This window comes from Thermostichus sp. MS-CIW-26 (assembly GCF_054059115.1).
In genome coordinates, this window is the sequence record NZ_JBSSBV010000001.1 from 1 (window position 1) to 21,310 (window position 21,310).

The following is a 21,310-nucleotide window of genomic DNA, read 5'->3' on the forward strand; positions in this document are numbered from 1 at the left end:
GAACGGCGCTACCAGACATGGCTGAACCATAACATCAGCAAAACCTTGGTCAGGGATGCCCAGGCTATTGGTGCGGCACTGGCTTTTGAAGACTTAACAGGCATCAGAGATTGCTTGAATCAGAAGTCTCGAAGTAAGGCTGAGCGGCGCAGGACTAACAACTGGGCGTTCTACCAGCTCAGGATGTTTGTAGCCTACAAGGCCGCCATTGCTGGAGTGCCTGTGGTGTTGGTGCCGCCCGCCTACACCAGTCAGACCTGCCACAAGTGCCTGCACATCCACCCTGAGCAGGGCAAGTCCTACCGAAGCGGTAAGTCGTTCAAGTGTGGGCATTGTGGGTGGGAAGGGGATGCTGACCATAACGCTGCTCAGGTGATCTCTCTCCTTGGGGCGACTGTAAACTCGCCTGAAATTCCGAAACTTAGCTGTCCTCTGGGTCAGCTAGGGATTGGGATAAAGCTCGCACCCTGCGCATAGCGCGGGTGTCGGGTAGTTTACAAGTGCTTCACTTTCTTCCGCGTAGAGGTGGCATACCCGGCAATATCCAATTTGCGGCGGTTGCTACACTTGTCGTCCTTGCCTTCCCAGACCAATTCCGTCCGCAGCCGTCGCCCCAGTCATGTTCTGCAAAGATTCCAAGTCCTGCGCCGCATTGGGCAGACATGGTTGACAATGCGAGGGATCCCTTTTTGAACTGTCCATGAGCTGGCAACGCCCAGATAATCGCACCGCTGCTCAATTGCGCCCGGTTTCTTTTGAGCGCCACTTTACCCGCTATGCCCCTGGCTCGGTGTTGGTCAAGTTCGGCCATACCCATGTCCTTTGCACCGCCAGTGTGGCCGAAGAAGTTCCCCCTTTTCTGCAGAACACCGGCCAAGGCTGGCTGACGGCTGAGTACCGCATGTTGCCCGGAGCCACGCAACAACGACAGCCGCGGGAAATGTTGAAACTATCGGGCCGTACTGCCGAGATTCAACGGCTCATCGGGCGCAGTCTGCGCGCCGCCTTGGATTTTCGCAAGCTGGGATCCCGTACCATCACCGTCGATGCCGATGTGCTGCAGGCCGATGGCGGAACGCGCACCGCCGCGATCACAGGGGGCTATGTGGCTCTGCACGACGCCATCACTTGGCTGTACAAACAGGGGGCGCTGGATCCGGCCCAGGGATCCCCGCTGCGGCAGCAGGTGGCGGCCCTTTCAGTAGGAATTGTGCAGGGAGAGGTACTTGTGGATCTGTGCTATGAGGAAGACAGCCAAGCCGAGGTGGATATGAACATTGTTATGAACGAGCAGGGATCCTTCATCGAGATCCAGGGCACTGCCGAAGCCGCCTGCTTCAGTCGCCCGCAACTGCTACAAATGTTGGAGATGGCCCAAGCCGGGATCCAAGAATTGCTACAAGCCCAACGGCAGGCTCTCAATTTAGAAAGATAGAGCCATAGCCGGACCCTAGCCTTGCAATGGTAATCCTTCAAGGCACTGCATATGGGATTGCATGGGTGTATATCCTGGTTGGCAAAGCGGTATTCCCTTGCTGTAAAGGAATGGCCGGGAAAGCTAAGATCAGCCAGTTGTTAAAATAAGTGAGCTCTCTGAAGCTCTCCTTTCGACGGTTTGAGCGTGTGGCTGAGGTGAATCGCTGCTCATTTGGCCTGAAGAAGTTGGCCCGGAGAACGCTGCATGTCCCGTTTTGTGTTCGGCTCGGAGGAACTTGCGCCACTGCTCAGGCAGCAAGGTTGGCGGTTTACCACTGGATATCTGCACATTCACCTCAAGGGACTGGATCCCTCTGAGGGTGCGGAACCCTGGGTGTTGACCTACTACCACGGCAGGCTGCTTTTTTCTGCCGATCAACCCCTCAACACGCAAATCCTGCTGAAACGACTCTCCCGCTTTATTCCTCGCCTCAACTTGGAATGGCCACAGCGGGCCATCTCGGTGGTGCAAGAGCGCTTGATGAAAGACCATTCCTTACCTGAGCTGCTGGAGGCCATCACGCAATTGGGCCTGCTCAAGCCGGGGGAGCTGGAAGATGCCCTGTGGCTCAACCTGCTTACCGATTTCGACCGCTACCTATTCGAACGGGCAGGCACCTGTTACTTTGAGGTGCAGGAGCAGGTCGCCCAAGAGGCCCCCATTGGCGGGTTTGAGTTGGAGCCGCTGCTGCAAGAAGCCGCCCGGCGCCACGATCGCTGGGCAGATTTGAAGGTGGCGATCCCAACTATGCTGGCGGTGCCGGTGGTCAATTGGGAGCGAGTCAACCGCTATCGCATCACCGATGAGCAACGACAGAAGATCCACGCCCTCACCAAAGATGGCCAGTCGCTGGAGGTGATCGCCAAGAAGCTGTGTCGAGATCGGCTGGAGGTGGCCAATCTCTTTGCATCCTGGGCGAAAAAAGGGTTGGTCAGCCTACAAACGCCCCAAGAGCTGCTGCAGACCAAGCGCCACAACCCGATAACCATCTTGGCGGTAGACGACAGCGTGGTGATGCAGGAAATCCTACGGCAGTATTTGCCCAACTATCAGGTGATTACAACGGGCAACCCCGCCGAGGTGCTTCCTTTGTTGTTTCAGCATCGGCCCCACCTGTTGTTGATGGATATCGCCATGCCGGGGATCGATGGTCTAGAGCTTTGCCGCATTGTGCGCAGCTTAGAAGAGTTTAAGTCCCTTCCCATCCTGATGGTTACCGCTCGCGATGGTCTGCTGGCCCGCATCCGCGGCAAATGGTCGGGGGCAACCGCCTACTTGACCAAGCCCTTCAACGAAAGTCAGCTTAATGCAGAGGTGAAGCGGCTTCTGGCCCAACAGCCGCCTGCCCACAGACAAAATCCTCTGTCGGTTCAGGGAGGCAGAACAGGTCATCCTGCCCTGTTTCAGGGATCCCCCCGTTCCCTCGAGGATCAAGCCAAGGCGTAGTGTCCTTCTGAGTTGATCCCCGTCGCCATTGGCTTTCCTGTCAAAATCAACAAAGGTTTTATGTTAGATAAGAAGTCAACTCAAGAGACCATAACTTGTCTGGGCTGACTGCCAATGTCAATGGATTGATAGCTCATTAGGACATGCCCAAAAGAGAAAAATAGGTTGCCGGGGATTTCAGAAACAAGAGACGAAGTAAGCATCCCATACACTGAAAACTTATCCGATCAACCTTCCTCATTGTCATCACGACCGGCTACTTCAATCTCTCTCAGGAACTGGCTTTTCCCCGCTGGCATTAGAGGTCGTTTAAGCCTTAGAGAAGCCTCACAAGGCTTCTGGCAAAAGAGTCCATACTAAGGGTACCGACAAACAAGCCCTGAAGACATGAAAAAAGATCGAACAGGGTTCAGCAGGCACTTCTGAAGGCAAACCAGAAATATTAAACGCTGTCGTGGATCCCGGCAAGATCAATGAGAGGGAGAAATCAAGCAGAAATTGCTCAGGATCCATGGACAGGGATCCCAAGAATACGTAAAATCGAGTAAAGAATGTAAAGAAAACGCCACACTTCTCCAATTGGTCCCGATCCCCAAGGAGCATTATGCTGCGACTGGAACACATTAGCAAAATCTATCCCACCGGTGAGGTGCTCAAGGATGTGAACTGGGAAGTTAAGCCTGGGGATCGCGTCGGCCTAGTGGGAGTAAACGGGGCCGGAAAGACCACCCAGCTCAAGATTATCTGCGGGCAAGAAGAACCGACCAGCGGCGAGGTGATCCGCCCCGCCAACCTGCGCATCGCCTATCTCACCCAAGAATTTGGAGTGGATCCCGCCCGAACGGTGCGAGAAGAGTTCTGGACAGTCTTTCAAGAGGAAAACCGCATTCACCAAGAAATTGCCCAAATCACCCAACAGATGGAGCAGGCGGACGCGGACACGTTGGAAACCCTTTTGCGCCGTCTGGATCGTCTACAGCGCCAATTTGAGAGTTTACATGGCTATGAACTGGAGGCGCGTATTGAGAAAATCCTGCCGGAAATGGGGTTTGAGCCGGAGGACGGGGATCGGTTGGTGAGCGCCTTCAGCGGCGGCTGGCAGATGCGCATCAGCCTGGGGAAAATCCTGCTGCAAAAACCCGATTTGATGTTGCTAGACGAGCCGACCAACCACCTAGACTTGGAGACCATTGAGTGGCTGGAAAACTACCTCAAGAGCTTGACGATCCCCATGGTGATTGTTTCTCATGATCGAGAGTTTTTGGATCGGCTTTGCACCCAAATTGTGGAGACGGAGCGAGGAGTTTCTACGACATACTTGGGTAACTATTCTCAATACCTACTCCAAAAAGCTGAACGGCGAGAGGCACAACAAGCTGCCTACGAACGTCAGCAAAAGGAAATTGAAAGGCAACAAACCTTCATCGATCGCTTCCGGGCCAGTGCCACCCGCAGCACTCAGGCCAAAAGCCGCGAAAAACAACTGGAAAAGATCGAGCGGGTCGAAGCGCCCATTGGCGACGTGCGTACCCTCAAGTTTCGCTTTCCCCCTGCTCCCCGCAGTGGTCGCGAGGTGGTGAAGATCGAGAATTTGACGCACATTTATGGAGATAAGATTTTGTTTTTGGGTGCGGAGCTGTTGATCGAGCGTGGGGATCGCGTCGCCTTTCTGGGGCCCAATGGGGCAGGAAAATCCACCCTGCTGCGTCTTATCACCGGCCTAGAGCAACCTACCGAGGGATCTGTGAAATTGGGAGCACACAATGTGATCCCTGCCTACTTCGAGCAAAATCAAGCAGAGGCTTTGGATCTGAGCAAAACCGTCTTGGACACCATCCATGACGAAGTGCCCGACTGGAAAAACGAAGAAGTGCGCACGCTGTTGGGTCGCTTTTTGTTCAGCGGCGACGCCGTTTTTAAGAAAGTAGCGGCTTTGAGCGGGGGAGAAAAAGCCCGCTTGGCGTTGGCGAAAATGCTACTTCAGCCGGCCAACCTACTGATTTTGGATGAGCCCACCAACCACTTAGATATCCCGGCCAAAGAGATGCTGGAAGAAGCTTTACAGCATTACGATGGCACGGTGATCCTTGTTTCTCACGACCGCTACTTTATCTCAAAAGTGGCCAACAAGATTGTAGAGATTCGCAACGGAGAGTTGGTCGCCTACCAGGGCAACTATCACTACTATCTAGAAAAGATCGCTGAAGAGAAAGCCCGACAAGAGCGAATCGCTGCCGAAAAACGAGCCAAAGAGCGAGAAAAACAGAAAGCCAAAAAGGCAGCCGGCAAAACCTAAGGAGCCAAAGCAATGTTTACGGGTCTGGTTCGAAGTTTGGGCACAGCCCAGTTGATCAATTCTTCACAGCTACGGGTTACCTGTCCCCGGTTGCAACCTCAGTTGGCCTATGGAGATAGCGTGGCGGTGGACGGCCTTTGCCTGACGGTGGTGGAGATTCTGCCCGATGGATTTTTGGCCGATGTTTCGCCGGAAACCCTGCGGCGCTCGACTTGGGGCCAGGGATCCCTCGGCCCGCGCACAGTCAACCTGGAACCGGCGCTGCGGGTAGGAGACAAGTTAGGGGGGCATTTTGTCAGCGGCCATATCGATGGGGTGGGGCAACTGTGGGATCAAGCCGCCACTGGCAACGCCTGGGAGCTGAGCTTCAAGGTTCCTGAAGAGATCGGGCGTTACATCGTACCCAAGGGCAGCGTGGCGGTGAATGGGGTGAGCTTGACCATTGCTGAGGTGCGCCAAGGGGGCTGCTGGTTCAAGGTGGCTGTGATCCCCCAAACCTACCGCGAGACCAACCTTTCTCAGCTCCAAGTTGGGGATCCCGTCAACATAGAGGCGGATATTTTGGGCAAGTATGTGGAAAAATTGCTGGGCTTGCTGCCCCCCGAGAGCAGCGTTTCTCTGGAGTTTCTGGCCGAGCATGGCTATATCTAGGTACCTTTCCCATGATCCACCCCGAGGAAGTTGAGCGCCTGCGCGGCGTAAATGTTTATCTCATTGGGATGATGGGCAGCGGCAAATCCACCGTAGGATCGGAGCTGGCAGCCCAGTTGCGCTTTCAATTTTTCGACACCGATGGTCTGGTGGAGCAGGTGGGGGGTTCTTCCATCGCTCAGATCTTCGCCGAGCATGGGGAAGCCTACTTCCGGGATCTGGAGACGCAGGTGTTGGCCCAGTTGAGCAGCTACACCCGGCTGGTGATCGCCACAGGCGGCGGCATTGTGTTGCGCCCCAAAAATTGGAGCTACTTGCACCATGGCCTCACTGTTTGGCTGGATGTGGCCCCCGAGCTGATTTGGCAGCGGCTCAAGCGGGATCCCGGCCAACGCCCTCTGCTGCAAACCCCCGACCCCCAAGCTGCCCTGTACAAGCTGATGCAAGAGCGAGAGCCGTTCTACGCCCAAGCCGATGTGCGGGTGCCCATCCGGTCAGAAACCAGCCCGCCCCAGTTGGTTGAACAGATCTGGCAAGCCATTCGCGCCCGCTTGCGAGATGGGATCCCTTCCTAGCCACCTCATGCCCATTACAAAAAACAAAAAGGGATCCCTTGGGGGATCCCTGAACTCTTCAATACTCAAGTGGATTACTTAAGATTCGCCGGGAGCGGATCCCTGACGAGACCAGAACGGCTTCCTTTAGAGCGCGTTGCCGCGGGGGAGGACTTCTTCAGGGAACTCAAAGCGCTCATGGGGCTGGTCCTGCGGCGCCATCCACGCCCGAATCCCCTCGTTCAGCAAAATGTTCTTCGTGTAAAACGTCTCAAACTCCGGGTCTTCCGCTGCCCGCACCTCCTGACTGATAAAGTCATACGCCCGCAGGTTCAGCGCCAACCCCACTACCCCAATGCTCGACATCCACAAACCCGTCACCGGCACAAACAACATGAAAAAGTGCAGCCACCGCTTGTTGGAAAACGCTATCCCAAAAATCTGGCTCCAGTACCGGTTGGCCGTCACCATCGAGTAGGTCTCCTCCGACTGCGTCGGCTCAAAAGCCCGAAAGGTGCTGGCCGCATCCCCATCCTGAAACAGGGTGTTCTCCACCGTCGCCCCATGGATGGCACACAACAGCGCTCCACCCAAAACGCCAGCCACCCCCATCATGTGGAACGGGTTCAGCGTCCAGTTGTGGAACCCCTGGAAAAACAGCAAAAAGCGGAAAATCCCCGCCACCCCAAAGCTGGGCGCAAAAAACCAGCTGCTCTGCCCCAGCGGGTAAATCAAAAACACGCTCACAAACACCGCTATCGGCGCGCTAAACGCAATGGCGTTGTAGGGCCGCACCCCCACCAGCCGGGCAATCTCAAATTGCCGCAGCATAAAGCCAATCAGTCCCAGCGCTCCGTGCAGGGCCACAAAGGTCCACAGCCCCCCAATCTGGCACCAGCGGGTGAAGTCCCCCTGGGCTTCGGGGCCCCACAGCAGCAGCAGGCTGTGCCCCATGCTGTCGGCGGGGGTGGAGACGGCTACGGTCAAAAAGTTGCACCCTTCCAGGTAGGAGCTGGCCAACCCGTGGGTGTACCAGGAAGTTACAAAGGTGGTGCCGGTGAGCCAGCCGCCCAGGGCCAGGTAAGCGCAGGGGAACAGCAGCAGCCCGGACCAGCCGATAAACACGAATCTGTCGCGCTTGAGCCAGTCATCGACGATGTCGAACCATCCTCGCTCCTGACGCACGCGCCCTACCGCTATGGTCATAGGACGTCTCTCCAGAACAATGACGACGAATAAAGTGCAATACAGCAGCGCCCACAACAGTTCTGAGCAGCACTGTCCTTCCATCTTACGAAAAATCAATAAGTTGCAACATAACCTCAAGATGAGGCGCTGCATCAGCTCATCCGGCGCAGGGATCCCTTGTGTTTTAGGATGGGAAGGGTTTTGGCTGAGGGCAACTGAGCCGGGATCCGTTCGCGGCGGCGGAGCGGAGCCCACAACACCAGGGAGGGCAGCGTGGTTCAAGCCAGGATTTTGTTCGCAGCGGCAGAGGCAGCACCTTTGGCCAAGGTGGGGGGCATGGCGGATGTGGTGGGATCCCTGCCTGTCGTTTTGCGCAAGCTGGGTCAGGATGTCCGCATCATCATGCCTCTGTATGGCTTTCTCTGGGACAAGTTCGGCCAGGAACCGGGGCAATACCCCCGCTCGAAAGATCCCATCTGGTCTAAACAGGTCATGGGTCAGGTGGCCGATATTTACGAAAGCGTTTTGCCCGGCACCGATGTGCCCCTCTACTTGGTCAGCCACTACTGCTTTGCTCCCCACCGCATCTACTACGGCGAGGACGAGTTCTGGCGCTTCACCTTTTTTGCCAACGCCGTAGCCGAATTTGCCTGGACTTACTACCCCTGGAAACCCAACATCATCCACTGCCACGATTGGCACACCGGCATGATCCCGGCCTGGATGCACCAAGCTCCCGATATTGGCACGGTGTTCACCATCCACAACCTGGCCTACCAAGGGCCCTGGCGCTGGCAACTGGAGCGCATGACCTGGCTGCCCTGGTATTTTTCTGCCCACAACACCATGGCTGCCGGGATCCTCTACGCCGACCAAGTGAACACCGTCTCGCCCACCTATGCGATGGAAATTCGCACCCCTCTGCATGGGGAAGGACTGCAGGACTTGTTGGCCTGGAAAGGGGAACGGTTGCGAGGAATTTTGAATGGGATCGACATCGATAGGTTTGATCCCCGCACCGACCCAGACCTAGAGGCCAATTTCAGCATCGATGATCTCAGCGGGCGGGCGACCAACAAAGCCACGCTACAGGCCAAGTTGGGCTTGACCGTTAACCCAGATACCTTCCTGATGGGCATGGTGGCCCGTTTGGTGGAGCAAAAAGGGATCGACTTGCTCATCCAAGCCTTGGATCGCTTTTTGGCCTACAGCGACGCGCAATTTGTTTTGCTGGGAGGCAGCGGCGAAGCCTACTACGAAGGGCGGATCCGGGAGATGGCCGAGCGGCACCCGGGCAAAATGGCCTACCAAAAAGGCTACCAACCCAAGCTGGCCCAGTTGATCTACGGGGGGGCAGATGCGTTTTTGATGCCCAGCCGCTTTGAACCTTGTGGCATCAGCCAGATGATCGCCATGCGCTATGGGTGTGTGCCCATCGTCCGCCGCACGGGGGGGCTGGTGGATACCGTCAGCCACCACATCCCCAGCAAGGGGATCGGCACCGGCTACTGCTTTGACCGCTACGAAGCCCTGGACTTCTACACCTGTCTGGCGCGGGCTTGGGAAGCCTTCCAGCACAAAGAAACCTGGCAAGCGCTGCAGAAGCGGGGCATGGCCAGTGATTTCAGTTGGCACCGCTCGGCGCTGGAATACCTGCGCATGTATGAGCTGATTCTCAACCTACCGCTGCTGCCGGAAAAGCCTCCAGAGCCACCCAACTCGCCCAGCTCCTCTCCGCCCAAGCTCAAGAAGCCCATCTCCTCCCAGCCTCGCTCCAAAGGGATCCCTGAGCTGCAGCAAAGGCACGAGGAGTAGGGTAGAGTGGAACGGGTCAAAAAAGGTTTTGGGGGTTACCCGCACATGATCGGACGACGTCCTACTGTTGCTTCCCAAGGCTGTCGCCAGGACGCCATCGCACAGGGGCTCAGCCTTCTGCGCCGTTCTTGGGCGCGGTTGGTTTTCGGCGTACTGCTCGGCCTTGTCCTGGGCATGGGCTCCACCTTCTGGGCCACTGCTCAGCAGCTCCCCACCGGGCAACAGCTTATTCCCAATCCGCAGCAGTTTCGCGCCCTAGAGCAGCCCAGCAGCGCCCTCAGCGCATTGCGAGCCGAACAACTGGCCGCCGAAGCCAATGCCGCCATCCAAGCGCAAAACTACGACCAGGCTGTCGAGCTGCTGCAGCAGGTGTTCAACGCCTACAACCAGCGCTCCAACTACCACCAAGATCTCTCCCGCGCCTTCGCCGGGATCCAAAACCGCATCTCCGAAGAACAGCGGGAGCTGGCCCGTGTTGCCGCCCAAGCCCGGGATCAAGCCGCCTACGATTTGGCCGTGGTCTACCGCGCCGCCGGGCGACCGGAAGAGGCTGTGGGCTGGCTGATCCAGGTCATCAACAGCCAGAGCCCAACCCGCGAGCTGGGCACCCAAGCCTACCAGCAGCTCTTGGAAATCGGCTTCGTCAGCACTCCCTTCCCCAGCTAGAGCTGCTCTTCCAGATGGCGATAGAAGGCGAGGGCCGTTTGCCCATAGGTTCGTTGGTCAAAGCGCAGCAGGGATCCCACCTGGTCTGGTAGCTTCTGGCCGCTGCGATGCTCGACGATCAAGGTTCCGCCTGGCTTGAGCAAGGGCGGGATCAGGGGCAGGAGCGGGGCGTACAGACCGGCCTCGTAGGGAGGAGCAAAGTACACGTAATCAAATGGCTCCAAGTTCAGGCCGCGGCTGAGCAGCTTGCGGGCATCTCCCTGAATGACCTGGAAAGATTGCCCCAGCTGCGCCACCTTGGCCCAGTTGGCTCGGATGATGCGGCAGGCAGGGGCGGCAATCTCGATCCCGGCCACAAAAGCGGCCCCCTGACACAGAGCTTCTGCTCCCACCGTACCGGCCCCACAGCACAGATCCAGCCAGCGACAGCCTTCCACCTGCCCTTGCAAGATGTTGAACAAGGCCTGCCTCACCCGGCCAGGTGTGGGTCGAGTGCCCAAGCCAGCGGGAGTTTGCAGCGCTCGTTTGCCGCTGATGCGCAGGCTCATGGGATCCCTTCAGGGGTTAGGTGCAGCCGGCAACTGGCCGGTCAACCCACTGCGCTGGGCGGCGCGATCCCGCTCCATCTGGATTTGCTCCACCAAAGGTTGGGGCAGTTGGGCAGAAGCTTGCAGGGCCTGATCGAAAAGGGGGACGGCCTCTCGGTCTTGCCCTTTGGAAACCAGAATTTGCGCCTTGAGGTAGTAAAGCTCGGGGTTGCTGCAAGAAGCAGCAATGGCTCGATCCACCGCCTCCAGCGCCTCGTCAAAGCGCTGCATATCCCGGTAGGCCAGAGCTTGGCCGCGGTAGGACAGATAGTCAGGAGCTGCCATCCGAAACTGATTTAGAGCCTTCTCCCGGTAGGTCAGCAGCAAATCCATGTAGCCGTTGAGCAGATTCAGCTCCGGATCGCTGCTGTCCACTGCTTGGGCGGCCCGAATGGAAGCAAACAATTGATTGAGGGTGGGCAGAGCTTTGGGCAAACCGATGACCACCCCATCTCGCACCACTATGTTGGCTGCCTCCAGCCCATAGCCCACGCCCTCATAAAGGTTGCCCCGCAGGGGATCCGTCTTTTTCAACTCGGCGGCCACCTGTCGGGTTTGAGTGGCCAACTGGGCAAATGCTTCCAGGTCTCCCTCCTGATAAGCCAGCGCCGCCAACAGGGCATAGACCATCGGCTCTTCGGGGGAGGCCTTCTTGGCCATTTCCAGTTTTTCCCGGCTCTGGCTGTAGCGGCCTGCACAGAAGAACTCTTCAAAAGCTGCCGCCACCTCCGGCCTGATGGGGCGGGCATTGTCCCCGCTGCGGAAGGGATCCTGCGCCCAAACGGGCAGAGCGGATCCCCACACCCAACAAATCACCCCCAGCAGTTTGCCCAGCCTGCTCATTTTGCCGATACTCATCCCCAGTGCCTCAACTCCCACCCCCATCTAACCCTCTCTTCAGCGCAGCAGTTGGGCAATCGAAGCAATAGCGGCATCTTGAACCAACTCATTGGGCTCATAGGCCAGAAGATCGTGCAAGGGATCCAAGGCGCGCGGATCCCCGATTTGGCCGAGGGCACGGGCTGCCGCCTCCCGCACCACCGGCTCATCGTCCGCAAGCTTGGTCAGCAAAGCCGGCACCGCCTCCACCACCCGCATTTGCCCCAACTGGTAGATGGTTTGCAGTTGAGCCTCCAGAGGGGTTGCTGCCGCTGGGAAAACAGAGCTGTACATGGAAATGCCCGCAGAACCGTCGGAGGAGTAGCCGCCATAGGCCATCGAGATGGCCGAGAGAGCCTGCAACGCCTCTAGGGCACGAGATCGCTCTGCCCCGCTCATGTGGGGCAATTGAGCCACCAGATCATCAAAAGCTTGCTGCACAGGATCGACAGCCGCAACCTGTTGGGCAATGCGAGTTAATTGGCGATCCGCCTGCACCTGCTGCCAAGACTGGAACGCTGCCAGACCTGCCACTATCAAAGCCGCATCGGCCAGAATGGCCAGCAGCGCCATTCCTCCCCAAATCTTGCTGCGACGGCTGAGCCTTCGCATTTGCTTATCCACATAGACAAAGGCCTGGTGCTGCCGTTCCCAAAAGTCGGGGGCCACCTGCAGAGTTTGAGCGCTCAGATCGGGAGACAGAAGGTTTTCCTCGCGGGCTACCTCTAGGCTCTGTAGCCTTTGATTCAAGCGAGAAAATTGTTTCGTCCAGAGCCAAGTAAACATCAGGTCACGTCCTCTCTGCAAACCTGCCATCGAGAACCAAGTCTTGCTGACACAACATTGTGCAGGACATTGTGCGGGAACATTATGCGGGCTGTGCTGGCGTTCAGTGTCAGGCAAGGTTGGCCCACTTTCCCCTGGGATCCCAGAGGGGGAGCTTATGCGACAGGATAACAAAAGCGTCAGCTCCCCACCACCGGTCTTTACCCTAGAATCGCAGGATGCTTCTCAGTGTAGAGAGGCCGACGAAGGACGCAGAGAGGTTGACCGCGCTTGTGTGAGTGCTATGCACCGCTTCGCAACCGAGAGAACTCAAAGGCTACTGCGTCCAGCTTCCCGACACCCGGCTGACCGCTTGATCCATTCTGCCGCTGCCTGAGGAGATGCCATGACCACTGCCCTCGCCCCCCGTAAAACCCACACTTCAGAGGAATACTTTGCCCTGGAAGCTGAATCAGAGGCCACAGGCGGGATCCGCCGTGAATTTCGCAATGGGGAAATTATTGAGATAACTGGCGGCACACCCATTCATAGCCAACTGATTACCAGTGTCAATGCCCTACTTTGGCTTAAGCTAAGAGGCAAGGGTTTTTCCGTTTTTTCTAGTGATCTCAAACTTTACATACCTGCCTTCGAACAATATGTCTATCCCGATGGTATGGTGATCCAAAACCCAGTTCAGCTTAAAGAAGGGCGCAAGGATACTGTCACTAACCCTATCTTAATTGTGGAAGTGCTCTCGCCTGCCACCGAAAGCTACGATAGAGGAGCGAAGTTTGCTGCCTATCGCTCTCTCCCAACTTTACAGGAGTATCTGCTAATTGACCAAGCTCGAATCAGTGTAGAACACTACCGCCGCCAGGGAAATGTCGAGTGGATCTTCAGGGACTACCATGCCCTGGATGATGTTGTTACGCTGCCATCTGTCAACATCACTTTTTCCCTGGCAGACATTTACGGTGATATTGAATTAGAGCAAGATTCAAATGCAACACGCTCCTGACAAGAACCTACTCCCCCACTTGAAACGTAGATGAGGCAAGTTGGGAATGCCTGAAGTGATTCTGCTAGATATCTACATCCGGCTCTGGCTAGGGTTACACGGCTATGCCATAAAAGACTATTAAAGGATGAGATGGGCGACAATGTTTGCAGAAGTATCTAGGGCGTTTTAACTCATTCAAGGGAGGAAAAACTATGACTGCTACCTATGCTGTGTCTTCTAAGCCAATGACTTTTGCTGAGTTTCTGGAGTGGAAACCTAACAGACGATACGAACTACACAACGGAGTTGCGGTTGAGATGCAACCCACAGGAAAACATGATGAAATCGGTGGTTTTCTTGCCATCGAATTGGCATTAGAAATCCGCAGGTGCAACCTCAACTATTTTCTAGGTCGGGACACCTTGATCAAGGCGCCGGAAGGCGATACTGCCTACGCTCCTGATGGGGTGGTGATTGACCGTACCGCCTTGGCCAGAGAACCCCTGTGGCAGAAATCCTCGACGCTCATCCACGGAACCTCTATTCCTCTTGTCATTGAAATTACCAGCAACAACTGGCGAGATGACTACTGGCATAAGCTGAGTGACTACGAGACGTTAGGTATTGCCGAATACTGGATCGTTGACTACCAAGCGTTGGGGGGTCGTCGGTACATTGGCGAGCCGAAGGTTCCCACAATCTCGGTTTTCCAACTGGTCAATGAGGAATATCAGGCGCAATTATTTCGGGGCAATGACCGGATTCGCTCTAAAGTTTTCCCTGAATTAAACCTCACGGCTGAGCAGATTTTTCGGGCTGGAGCCTAGCATGGTCAAGGCACTTCCGCCCGTATTAACTCGTGGTCAGAGGCAACTTTTTCCAGCCCATTGGCAGAAGCATATCGAATTGGCTGATATATGGCTACCACCCTTCTGAAAGACGTTCCACAATATCCCGACGGGACAACACCTTTTCGCAGGTCTCCCATCTTGGGCCTTTGGGTTCAACTGTGCTTGCGTAGCGCAGCTCAAAAGCGTTGGCCTGTTTCTTGCGCTCTGTAAACTCCTGCAATTTGGCCTCCAGAGTTTCGATATTCTCAATCCACTCATCTTCGATAGTATCGGGCAAAGAACCGAACAAGTCGTAGCGATCTTTCATCCGCTGAGAAAGCACCTCGTATACCTTTTCGTCGTGGGTACCGTGGTACACCAGGTTGAGCATGTCCACACGGTCGCGGGTCTGACCAAAGCGCTTGATCCGCCCGATGCGCTGCTCTAGGCGGGAAGGATTCCAAGGGAGATCAATGTTGATCAGCGTGCCCAAAGTTTGGAGATTCAGACCTTCACAAGCAGCATCGGTGGCCACCACCAGCCGAATGGTACGCTCTCGCACGGCTCTCTTGATATCTTCCCGCTCTGCGCTCCGCCATTCTCCGGCAAAAAACAAACCCGACTTGTGGGCGCCTGCATAGAGAGCCACACTTTCTTGAGGCAGACGTTGGCTCAGGTTGTTGGCCACCCAATGGGCGGTATCAAAATACTGGCTGAAAATGATGCATCCCAAGTCCAGCCAGTGTCGTTCCTGTAGGAAATAGAGGACGGCATCGAGTTTGGGATCCGTGCTCTTTTGGCTCAAGACGCTAACAATGCGCTCCAAATGGGCATATTCTGCCTCTAAAATCTCTGGAAGGTTGTCTAACAGCCAATCTTCTTCTCCGTCCTCCTCAAAAAAACGCCGCTTTTCCAGTAGTTTCTGAGCCGTAGATAGGCCGCTGGCAATACTGGAGCAGATCCGGCTTTGCATGATGCTTTTCATAAACCCAGCGGATTGGGTACGCTGTCTCAAAGCCCTAGCAAAATCTTGGGCAGCTTCATAGGCCACATCAAATTCGGGAGAAGTGAGCAAACCCAGCCCACAGAACATGGGCAATTGCTCTCCCTCGCTCGGCCAAATATCGACGGCAATCCGCTCAAGCAAGCCCAATTCTTCCAAGGTAGAGCGTTTTCGCAATACGGTATGGCGCAGAATTGGGTTGTGTCGCTGGAAAAAAGTCAGCCCCTGTTGGCGCTCTTCCAGGGCATCTCGCAGTTCTTGGCGGGTGAAGTCCTCCAATTCCGTCAGGGGCTTATCTGTGAAGTGTTGACCTTTGAAGAGCTTCAGATCGCTGCGGATGTGGTCAAACAAGGGATCCTCAACAGATGGCGGCAGAGGATTGCGGAGCAAATTCCAGGCAAAATGCTCGTCGGTCACTGCTTGTTGTCCTGTCAAGATGGGCAGGATCCTTTGCGTCTGCTGCCACAACTGCTGATGCCGTCGTCCCAACACATGCTCGGCACCGCTGTTGAGCACTCCCAGCAGATCCCACAGTTCCTCAACATGGGTTTGGATGGGGGTGGCTGTGCCCAAAAGGACGTGCTTGGACTGGGTGGCCGCCTTGCCCATAAAGTCCAAGAGATTGTTGGGTTTGGGATCCCTTACCGTGACACCACGGGTACAGCGGGCGCGGTGGGCCTCATCCAGGACAATCGTGCCAAAGCGTCGTTCCAAAAGGCATTGGGCTTCGGGGGCATTGTGAAAGATGAGACCCGTAGAAACAATACCAATTTGATAGGGGCAACGGCCAATACCTTCAGCACCCTTGGTTTTGATGATGTGCCCATTGGCATCTTGCCATACCTTGCGGTTGGAGAGCCACACAGCAGAGGGAATGCCCAGTTTATCTTTGAGTTCCACTTGCCACTGCTGGCAGAGGGTAGCCGGACAAAGAATTAAGGCTGGCCCATCTTCCAAAAGGCACGCCACCATCGCCGCAACCGCCAAAGACAAGGTTTTACCCAGCCCCACTTCATCTGCCAGAATGAGTCGCACTGCACCATACAGCTCTCGGTGTTCCAGGAACATTTCCACAAACGACTGCTGCCATGGTTTGAGAACCTCACCCCGGCGATAGAGAGGGGCTTCCACCAATGCGGCTCCAGGAACATCGACAGGTTGCAAGTCTTGAAGAAATACCTCTACCTTGCGAGATAATCGCCCCACCTCTTCCACAATCGCTTCTGGCAGAGGAACACTCCGTTCCCACAGGTACTGAAACTCCGCTTCGACCCAAGCAACCCCTTCTGGCGACTGGTCTTCCCAGACAATTTCGTAATGCTCTTGCCATCCCTGCCGCGTTTCGTTGAGGCTGCCGATAAAAGCAGATTTGGTGCCATCTCTTGCCTCAATAACACCTGCTTTGCCGTGGAGAAAGGGGGCATCTGCGGCTGACACCACTCGCACTTCCACTTTGCCGCTTTTGAGGATTTCGTAAAGTTGACGGTAGCGGGGGCGCTGTAATAGGCTGGTGATCAATTCTCCTTTCTCTTCGTTCCATTTTTCTTTGAGCGCCATTTCTCTGGCCTGGTGGGAAGCTTTGCCGATGGCAATATCCCAGGGATCCAAGTCGCTGTTACAGACGATCTGCACCTGCTCGATGTGTGTAATCTCTTCAGTCACCAATTCAAAAATAGAAGAGCGAAAGTACCCAGCAATGCGCTTGTAGGTGCGTGCCTTTGCCAGGCGATCTTTGAGAAAGACATGGCTGAGCCGCTGCTGGCGGGAACTGAAACGGCGTAGGAAAGAAGTGCTGGACATGGCGGGCTGGGGTAAAATTGTAACAATACTCTAGCCTTAAAATGAGCAGCCGAAGGCGCAAGCAGCGTCTTTGCAGAATAAGCTGATCAGCGCAAGGTAGCCATGTCAACCGTACAAGAGTCTGCAGGCTTTCAGGGCAGAGAGAAGCGCAGCATAGGAATATCCGAAGCACAAGCGCGGCTTATTCAAGAGAAAATTCAATCCGTCTTTGGCTCGGATCTGTGGGCTATTGTTGTCTATGGATCCCGCGCCAATAATTCATGGGTTCACGGCTCTGACCTCGATTTATTAGTAATTGCAGAGAATATACCCGATTGCAGAAGCAGAGATGACTTACTGCTTCCTACCTGCAGGGATCTAGAAAAACTTCTTGGCTTGGAGATAAACTTTATCTTGCTAAAGCCCACAGAGCTATGCAGGCCAGCCAGCTTGACTTATGAAGTGGCTACCAACCACCACATCATCTATGAAAAGCAGAACTGCATCACGCAGATCAGGGATATAGTCAATCAACTCATCTGTGACAGTTTAATTACGTATAAAGTATGCCGGGGGATCCCCTATTGGGTGAATAACGATGAGAAAGAAATTAGCAAGAGACTACTATCAAAGGGCTAATTATCGCATCCAAGCGTTGTCATTCTTCTATGAGGTTGGCGATTACGCTGATGTAGTTCGGATGTGCCAAGAAATCATTGAGTTATTCATCAAAGCTTGCCTAATCATTAAGGGAATAAACTACGGCAAAACCCATGACCCTGGTGGCCAAGTAGCAGAAAATAGAGAACGGTTCCCAGAGCTTTCTGACGAGGAAATAGCCTTGCTGGAAAACATATCATTTGAGATGCGCAAAGACAGGGAGTTGGCTTTTTATGGAGCTGTAGATATTGTCCCCTTGGAATACTACAAACAAAAAAATGCGGACAAGGCTATAGCTTATGTTAACCAAATAAAGTCGATTGTTGAGAAATACTTTAACTCAGATGCTGAGCTTGAAGGAAGCCCTGACAATACAACTTGTGAGTGAGTTAATCCTATAACTTCTTCTTCAACCCAAGCGTTCATTTCTGATAAGGGCGAGCAAGATCCCGGCGGCTGAGGACTCTTCTGGATAGCGGTGTTCTCGCTTGCGGGCAATGTATTGACAAAAAGCCACCAAATCATCCCGGCGCATGTGGTAGTTGGGCACCAAAGACCGCAGGTGTTCCATCACCTCATCGCTATCCGCCTCTTTCTGCAGTTCGTAGAGAGCAAACAAAACGGCTCGCAGTGCTGAGCGGCCAAATTCGCCCTCAAAGCTGCTCTTCTTGAAGTCTAGAGCATTTTTGAGTCGGGCATTGTTGGGCTGCTGAGAGGCCATCAATTCGCCATAGTCGCCAACTCGAAATGCCTTGGCAAAGTTCTGGTAGTTGTCCAGCTTCTTCAGCCCTACCGCTTCCAGTTCCATCATTTTCAGATAAAAGCGCTCTGCACCACAGCACCCCTCCCACACCCCCTGCGCGATGCCTTCAGGTACAAGATGCTCATTGGCAACCTGCACGGCATAATCAATAATTTCCCGAACGATATCTCTTTCGCCTTTGGGTCGGGGGCGCAGGGCTGCTGCCACCATATCCTGTCCATCAATGCGCCGGTAGCCCGTCAATACCCGCAACGCTGCCGCATAACCTGCCATTTGCAAATCGGCATCTTCAAACAGGTTTTCGGTGCGCCCCTTGCCTTGGGTGCTTTGATTTAGCCCCACCATAGTTTCAATTTGACGGGCAACTTCTTGCCGCACCTCTTCCACCAGCTCATCCCGATAGGCAGAAGTATCTTGCAACCGCTTACGCGCCACCAGCAACACCGTGCCTTGCACATAACCGCCCTTTTTGAGTTCAGAAGTGGTTTCGGTGGCAATGTACCAAGCGGCTGTGACCTGCAAACCCGCCCCCCACATGATGCCCGTCATATCCGACCATACTTCCGCATCCTGATGGGTAAACATCACAATTTGCAAGCCGTTGTCGGGCATATGCTTTGCTAAGGCAGTGTAGGCAGCAATCATATCCTGACGGAACTTTTCCCCCTTGCCCTGAATGGCTAAAGCTCTGCGACTATCCCACACCCAATGGGCAAATTCTTTGGGTGGATTCTTTCGCAACCACGCAATAAAAAACTCGGTGATTTCGTGGTAATGAATTGCATCGGCATAGGGGGGATCGGTGATGAAAATATGGTTATAGGAACTCGTGTATAAAGCACTTTCACATAGAGTAGTTTTTTCATGCAGGCAAATAGAAGAAGGAAAATCCATGACTAAAAACTTTATCGCTAATACCGTAGCCCTACAACCATAGTTCCAGCTTGTATTGAGAGCTTGATTGTAAAAAGTGTTCTGTATATTATCTCTTGATACATCCCAAACACATAATCTCGAGAAATAATTCAGCAGATATGAAAACAGTATAAAGTTTGATGGAATTGAATATGCTTTAATTAGCCTCGCTATCAATAACTGCCGTGCGTTAAACAAATGATGCCAATAAGTCCAGCCCCGCTCCCAAATTGGCTGACTTGTATTGTATCCAGGTTCAATCGGCATATCGGGAACCAGTCCAGCTTCTTGCCAGGCGGCGAGGTTTTCTCTAACGATTTGCTCTACTTTGCGCTCTCGTTCTAGGTCGGCGGGGGTGACGCTGGCGAAAAAGGTTTCTTGACGGCTCTTGCCCAATGTTTCGGCGGTGATCCACTGAATGCAATACAGCCGTTCCTGAAAAATATCGTCGGGGCGGGGCATAAAATCGTGTTTTTCCCAGCGGCGCAATTTGTTGCCGGTGGTGCCATCGGGAAGGCGGTAATCCCCACGAATGGTCTTAATGGGTGTGCGGTATTCTTCCCCATCCAGCACATACACCAAATCGCCTTTCTGCACCGTGCCCTTGGCGGCGGCGGTCATTTCCGCTTCGCTGACCCCCGTGACAATTTCAATTTCAAAACGTTTTTGGTCGTAATTGGGGATCAACTTGGCTACCACATTGCGGGTTTTGCTGATCACCCAACTGGGAGCCATTGGCACCATCCAGCCGGTGTGGGGGCAACGGGTTTCTAGGCAGTATAGGTAGGCTTTGGCGCGGTTGCCGTGCTCATCATGCTCAATGCCTAGAGCAGTAATTTCCCGATCCACCGCCTCAGCCACTGCTTTTTGGGCTGCTTCAATTTCCCGACGGGTGGCTTCATCGGCTCCCACGATATTCAGCGCTCCCCAAGTGAGCATACAAGCAATGGGATTGAGGTCGCTGGCATAGACATCGCATCCCAGCCTTGCCGCCTCAAAGGGAATTTGACCGCTGCCGCAAAAAGTATCCCCCACTCGTGGGCGATGGCCAAACCGCAAGATCCCCAGTTGTTCCACCAATTCCGGGAAACTGTGGGCATTTGTCCCCAAATGTTGGTTCACCCGATCCCAAATGGGGCCGTAGAGGGTGGCATCGTCGCATTCTTCCGGGCGTTTGCAGAGTTCCAGTTTTTCGAGGTAAGAGCCTTGTGCCAATTTGGGTTTATCCCGTTGCGATTTCAGACGGCGTTCCAAACTGCTGTCAGCAATGCCCATCAGCAACTCAAACACTTCCAGATCGCCTTCGGGGTTATCTGTGGCAGGTAGCAATGCCCCCAACACACAGGCTTTGGCAAGGATCAGGGGTTTGCGCCCTTTCCAGTAGCTCCCCAACGCCGTGAGGGTTTGGCCAGCCCCAGCTTTGCGTTCCTTTTGCGCTTCGGCGCTGATTTTTTGGGCAGGCAAGAGCCGCTCGATCAAACTCGGCTTATCTTTCCAAGCAAGGGGGATGATGGACAAGGGAGATCTCCGGCGATACCATCGATCATGGTAGCTCCTAGGGCCCTAAGCCGTGAACTGGGAAGACTATATTCATTCGGATCCCGATATTCTCCTGGGTAAGCCAGTTTTCAGAGGAAGTCGCCTATCGGTGGAATTTATTTTGGGGCTATTTTCGGCAGGCTGGACGGAAAAGCAGATTTTGGAAAACTACCCTACGCTGACTCCAGAAGCACTTAGGGCTATGTTTAGCTATATCCAAGAATGTATGCGTGAAATGAACTTCCACAGTTTTTCAGATAAAGTCAGTTGATGCAATTTCTCGTCAATGAAAATTTTCCACGCTTAAGTATCTGTCTATTGCGAGATGCTGGCTTAGATGTGGCATCGCTCTCAGAGGAAGCTCCAGGTACTAAAGATTTCGAGGTCTTGGCTAGAGCTGCACGAGAGAAGCGGATTATATTGACTTTTGATCGGGATTAGCGTCCTTTGTAAGTCTAGCTTGTCCAAATCTGGAATGGACTCTGGAAGAGCGT

20 protein-coding genes are annotated in these 21,310 nt (G+C 54.4%); 14 read left to right on the plus strand and 6 right to left on the minus strand.

Annotation, left to right across the window (positions count from 1 at the left end; translation table 11 throughout):
- From ACVWZU_RS00005 to ACVWZU_RS00030, 6 genes are all read left to right on the plus strand, one after another.
- A partial coding sequence (locus tag ACVWZU_RS00005) for an RNA-guided endonuclease TnpB family protein (RefSeq protein ID WP_457442695.1) occupies positions 1 to 477 on the plus strand: 477 nt, incomplete at its 5' end.
- A 223-nt stretch (positions 478 to 700) separates the two neighbouring features.
- Entirely contained in the window at positions 701 to 1,435 is a 735-nt protein-coding gene (gene rph / locus ACVWZU_RS00010; protein ID WP_011433341.1) for a ribonuclease PH, read from the plus strand.
- Between the two features lie 246 nt (positions 1,436 to 1,681).
- Entirely contained in the window at positions 1,682 to 2,923 is a 1,242-nt protein-coding gene (locus tag ACVWZU_RS00015) for a response regulator (protein WP_457403810.1), read from the plus strand.
- Positions 2,924 to 3,527: 604 nt separating this feature from the next.
- Positions 3,528 to 5,219: an ABC-F family ATP-binding cassette domain-containing protein gene (locus tag ACVWZU_RS00020; protein ID WP_457442697.1), complete on the plus strand. Its 1,692-nt coding sequence runs from the start codon at positions 3,528 to 3,530 to the stop codon at positions 5,217 to 5,219.
- 12 nt (positions 5,220 to 5,231) lie between these two features.
- On the plus strand, positions 5,232 to 5,870 hold the full coding sequence (locus tag ACVWZU_RS00025) for a riboflavin synthase (protein ID WP_414332173.1): 639 nt from the start codon (positions 5,232 to 5,234) through the stop codon (positions 5,868 to 5,870).
- Positions 5,871 to 5,881: 11 nt separating this feature from the next.
- Positions 5,882 to 6,445 (plus strand): shikimate kinase, encoded by a 564-nt coding sequence (locus ACVWZU_RS00030; RefSeq protein WP_011433337.1) that lies wholly within the window; start codon positions 5,882 to 5,884, stop codon positions 6,443 to 6,445.
- Positions 6,446 to 6,571: 126 nt separating this feature from the next.
- Here the strand turns inward: ACVWZU_RS00030 and psbD are convergent, their stop codons facing one another.
- Positions 6,572 to 7,630, minus strand: coding sequence for a photosystem II D2 protein (photosystem q(a) protein) (psbD, locus tag ACVWZU_RS00035; RefSeq protein ID WP_414332488.1), 1,059 nt, complete (start codon positions 7,628 to 7,630; stop codon positions 6,572 to 6,574).
- A gap of 255 nt (positions 7,631 to 7,885) precedes the next feature.
- On the opposite strand from psbD, the gene glgA reads away from it, so the two are divergent.
- Together glgA and ACVWZU_RS00045 are read left to right on the plus strand one after the other, a co-directional pair.
- Positions 7,886 to 9,427, plus strand: a complete 1,542-nt coding sequence (gene glgA / locus ACVWZU_RS00040) for a glycogen synthase GlgA (RefSeq protein ID WP_414413590.1) — start codon at positions 7,886 to 7,888, stop codon at positions 9,425 to 9,427.
- A 45-nt stretch (positions 9,428 to 9,472) separates the two neighbouring features.
- Positions 9,473 to 10,093, plus strand: coding sequence for a hypothetical protein (locus ACVWZU_RS00045; protein ID WP_414342348.1), 621 nt, complete (start codon positions 9,473 to 9,475; stop codon positions 10,091 to 10,093).
- On the opposite strand, the gene rsmD is transcribed toward ACVWZU_RS00045, so the two are convergent.
- Genes rsmD through ACVWZU_RS00060 form a run of 3 tightly spaced genes read right to left on the minus strand, consistent with a single transcriptional unit; the run spans position 10,090 to position 12,345 of the window.
- Positions 10,090 to 10,641, minus strand: a complete 552-nt coding sequence (gene rsmD / locus ACVWZU_RS00050; protein WP_457441881.1) for a 16S rRNA (guanine(966)-N(2))-methyltransferase RsmD — start codon at positions 10,639 to 10,641, stop codon at positions 10,090 to 10,092. The two genes, ACVWZU_RS00045 and rsmD, sit on opposite strands and share 4 nt — an antisense overlap.
- A 9-nt stretch (positions 10,642 to 10,650) precedes the next feature.
- On the minus strand, positions 10,651 to 11,565 hold the full coding sequence (locus ACVWZU_RS00055; RefSeq protein ID WP_457442700.1) for a Sll0314/Alr1548 family TPR repeat-containing protein: 915 nt from the start codon (positions 11,563 to 11,565) through the stop codon (positions 10,651 to 10,653).
- 12 nt (positions 11,566 to 11,577) lie between these two features.
- Entirely contained in the window at positions 11,578 to 12,345 is a 768-nt protein-coding gene (locus tag ACVWZU_RS00060; protein ID WP_457442702.1) for a HEAT repeat domain-containing protein, read from the minus strand.
- A gap of 385 nt (positions 12,346 to 12,730) precedes the next feature.
- On the opposite strand from ACVWZU_RS00060, the gene ACVWZU_RS00065 reads away from it, so the two are divergent.
- Positions 12,731 to 13,345, plus strand: coding sequence for a Uma2 family endonuclease (locus tag ACVWZU_RS00065; RefSeq protein ID WP_457442704.1), 615 nt, complete (start codon positions 12,731 to 12,733; stop codon positions 13,343 to 13,345).
- Positions 13,346 to 13,539: 194 nt separating this feature from the next.
- Complete coding sequence (locus ACVWZU_RS00070) at positions 13,540 to 14,154, plus strand: Uma2 family endonuclease (protein ID WP_457442706.1); 615 nt, start codon at positions 13,540 to 13,542, stop codon at positions 14,152 to 14,154.
- 94 nt (positions 14,155 to 14,248) lie between these two features.
- Here the strand turns inward: ACVWZU_RS00070 and ACVWZU_RS00075 are convergent, their stop codons facing one another.
- On the minus strand, positions 14,249 to 16,960 hold the full coding sequence (locus ACVWZU_RS00075) for a phospholipase D-like domain-containing anti-phage protein (RefSeq protein WP_457442708.1): 2,712 nt from the start codon (positions 16,958 to 16,960) through the stop codon (positions 14,249 to 14,251).
- Positions 16,961 to 17,062: 102 nt separating this feature from the next.
- Between ACVWZU_RS00075 and ACVWZU_RS00080 the strand changes: the two genes are divergently transcribed.
- Positions 17,063 to 17,578 (plus strand): nucleotidyltransferase domain-containing protein, encoded by a 516-nt coding sequence (locus ACVWZU_RS00080; RefSeq protein ID WP_414357407.1) that lies wholly within the window; start codon positions 17,063 to 17,065, stop codon positions 17,576 to 17,578.
- Positions 17,538 to 17,987 carry a HEPN domain-containing protein gene (locus ACVWZU_RS00085; protein ID WP_414398902.1) on the plus strand — a complete coding sequence of 150 codons (450 nt, stop codon included), beginning with the start codon at positions 17,538 to 17,540 and terminating at the stop codon, positions 17,985 to 17,987. The genes ACVWZU_RS00080 and ACVWZU_RS00085 overlap by 41 nt, the downstream gene beginning before the upstream one ends.
- Before the next feature lie 21 nt (positions 17,988 to 18,008).
- Here the strand turns inward: ACVWZU_RS00085 and ACVWZU_RS00090 are convergent, their stop codons facing one another.
- Positions 18,009 to 20,795: an anti-phage-associated DUF1156 domain-containing protein gene (locus ACVWZU_RS00090; RefSeq protein ID WP_457442710.1), complete on the minus strand. Its 2,787-nt coding sequence runs from the start codon at positions 20,793 to 20,795 to the stop codon at positions 18,009 to 18,011.
- Positions 20,796 to 20,847: 52 nt separating this feature from the next.
- Here ACVWZU_RS00090 and ACVWZU_RS00095 point away from each other — a divergent pair, with 52 nt between their 5' ends.
- Together ACVWZU_RS00095 and ACVWZU_RS00100 are read left to right on the plus strand one after the other, a co-directional pair.
- Entirely contained in the window at positions 20,848 to 21,087 is a 240-nt protein-coding gene (locus ACVWZU_RS00095) for a DUF433 domain-containing protein (RefSeq protein WP_457442712.1), read from the plus strand.
- Complete coding sequence (locus ACVWZU_RS00100) at positions 21,087 to 21,257, plus strand: DUF5615 family PIN-like protein (RefSeq protein ID WP_457442714.1); 171 nt, start codon at positions 21,087 to 21,089, stop codon at positions 21,255 to 21,257. The genes ACVWZU_RS00095 and ACVWZU_RS00100 overlap by 1 nt, the downstream gene beginning before the upstream one ends.
- Positions 21,258 to 21,310: the final 53 nt, after the last annotated feature.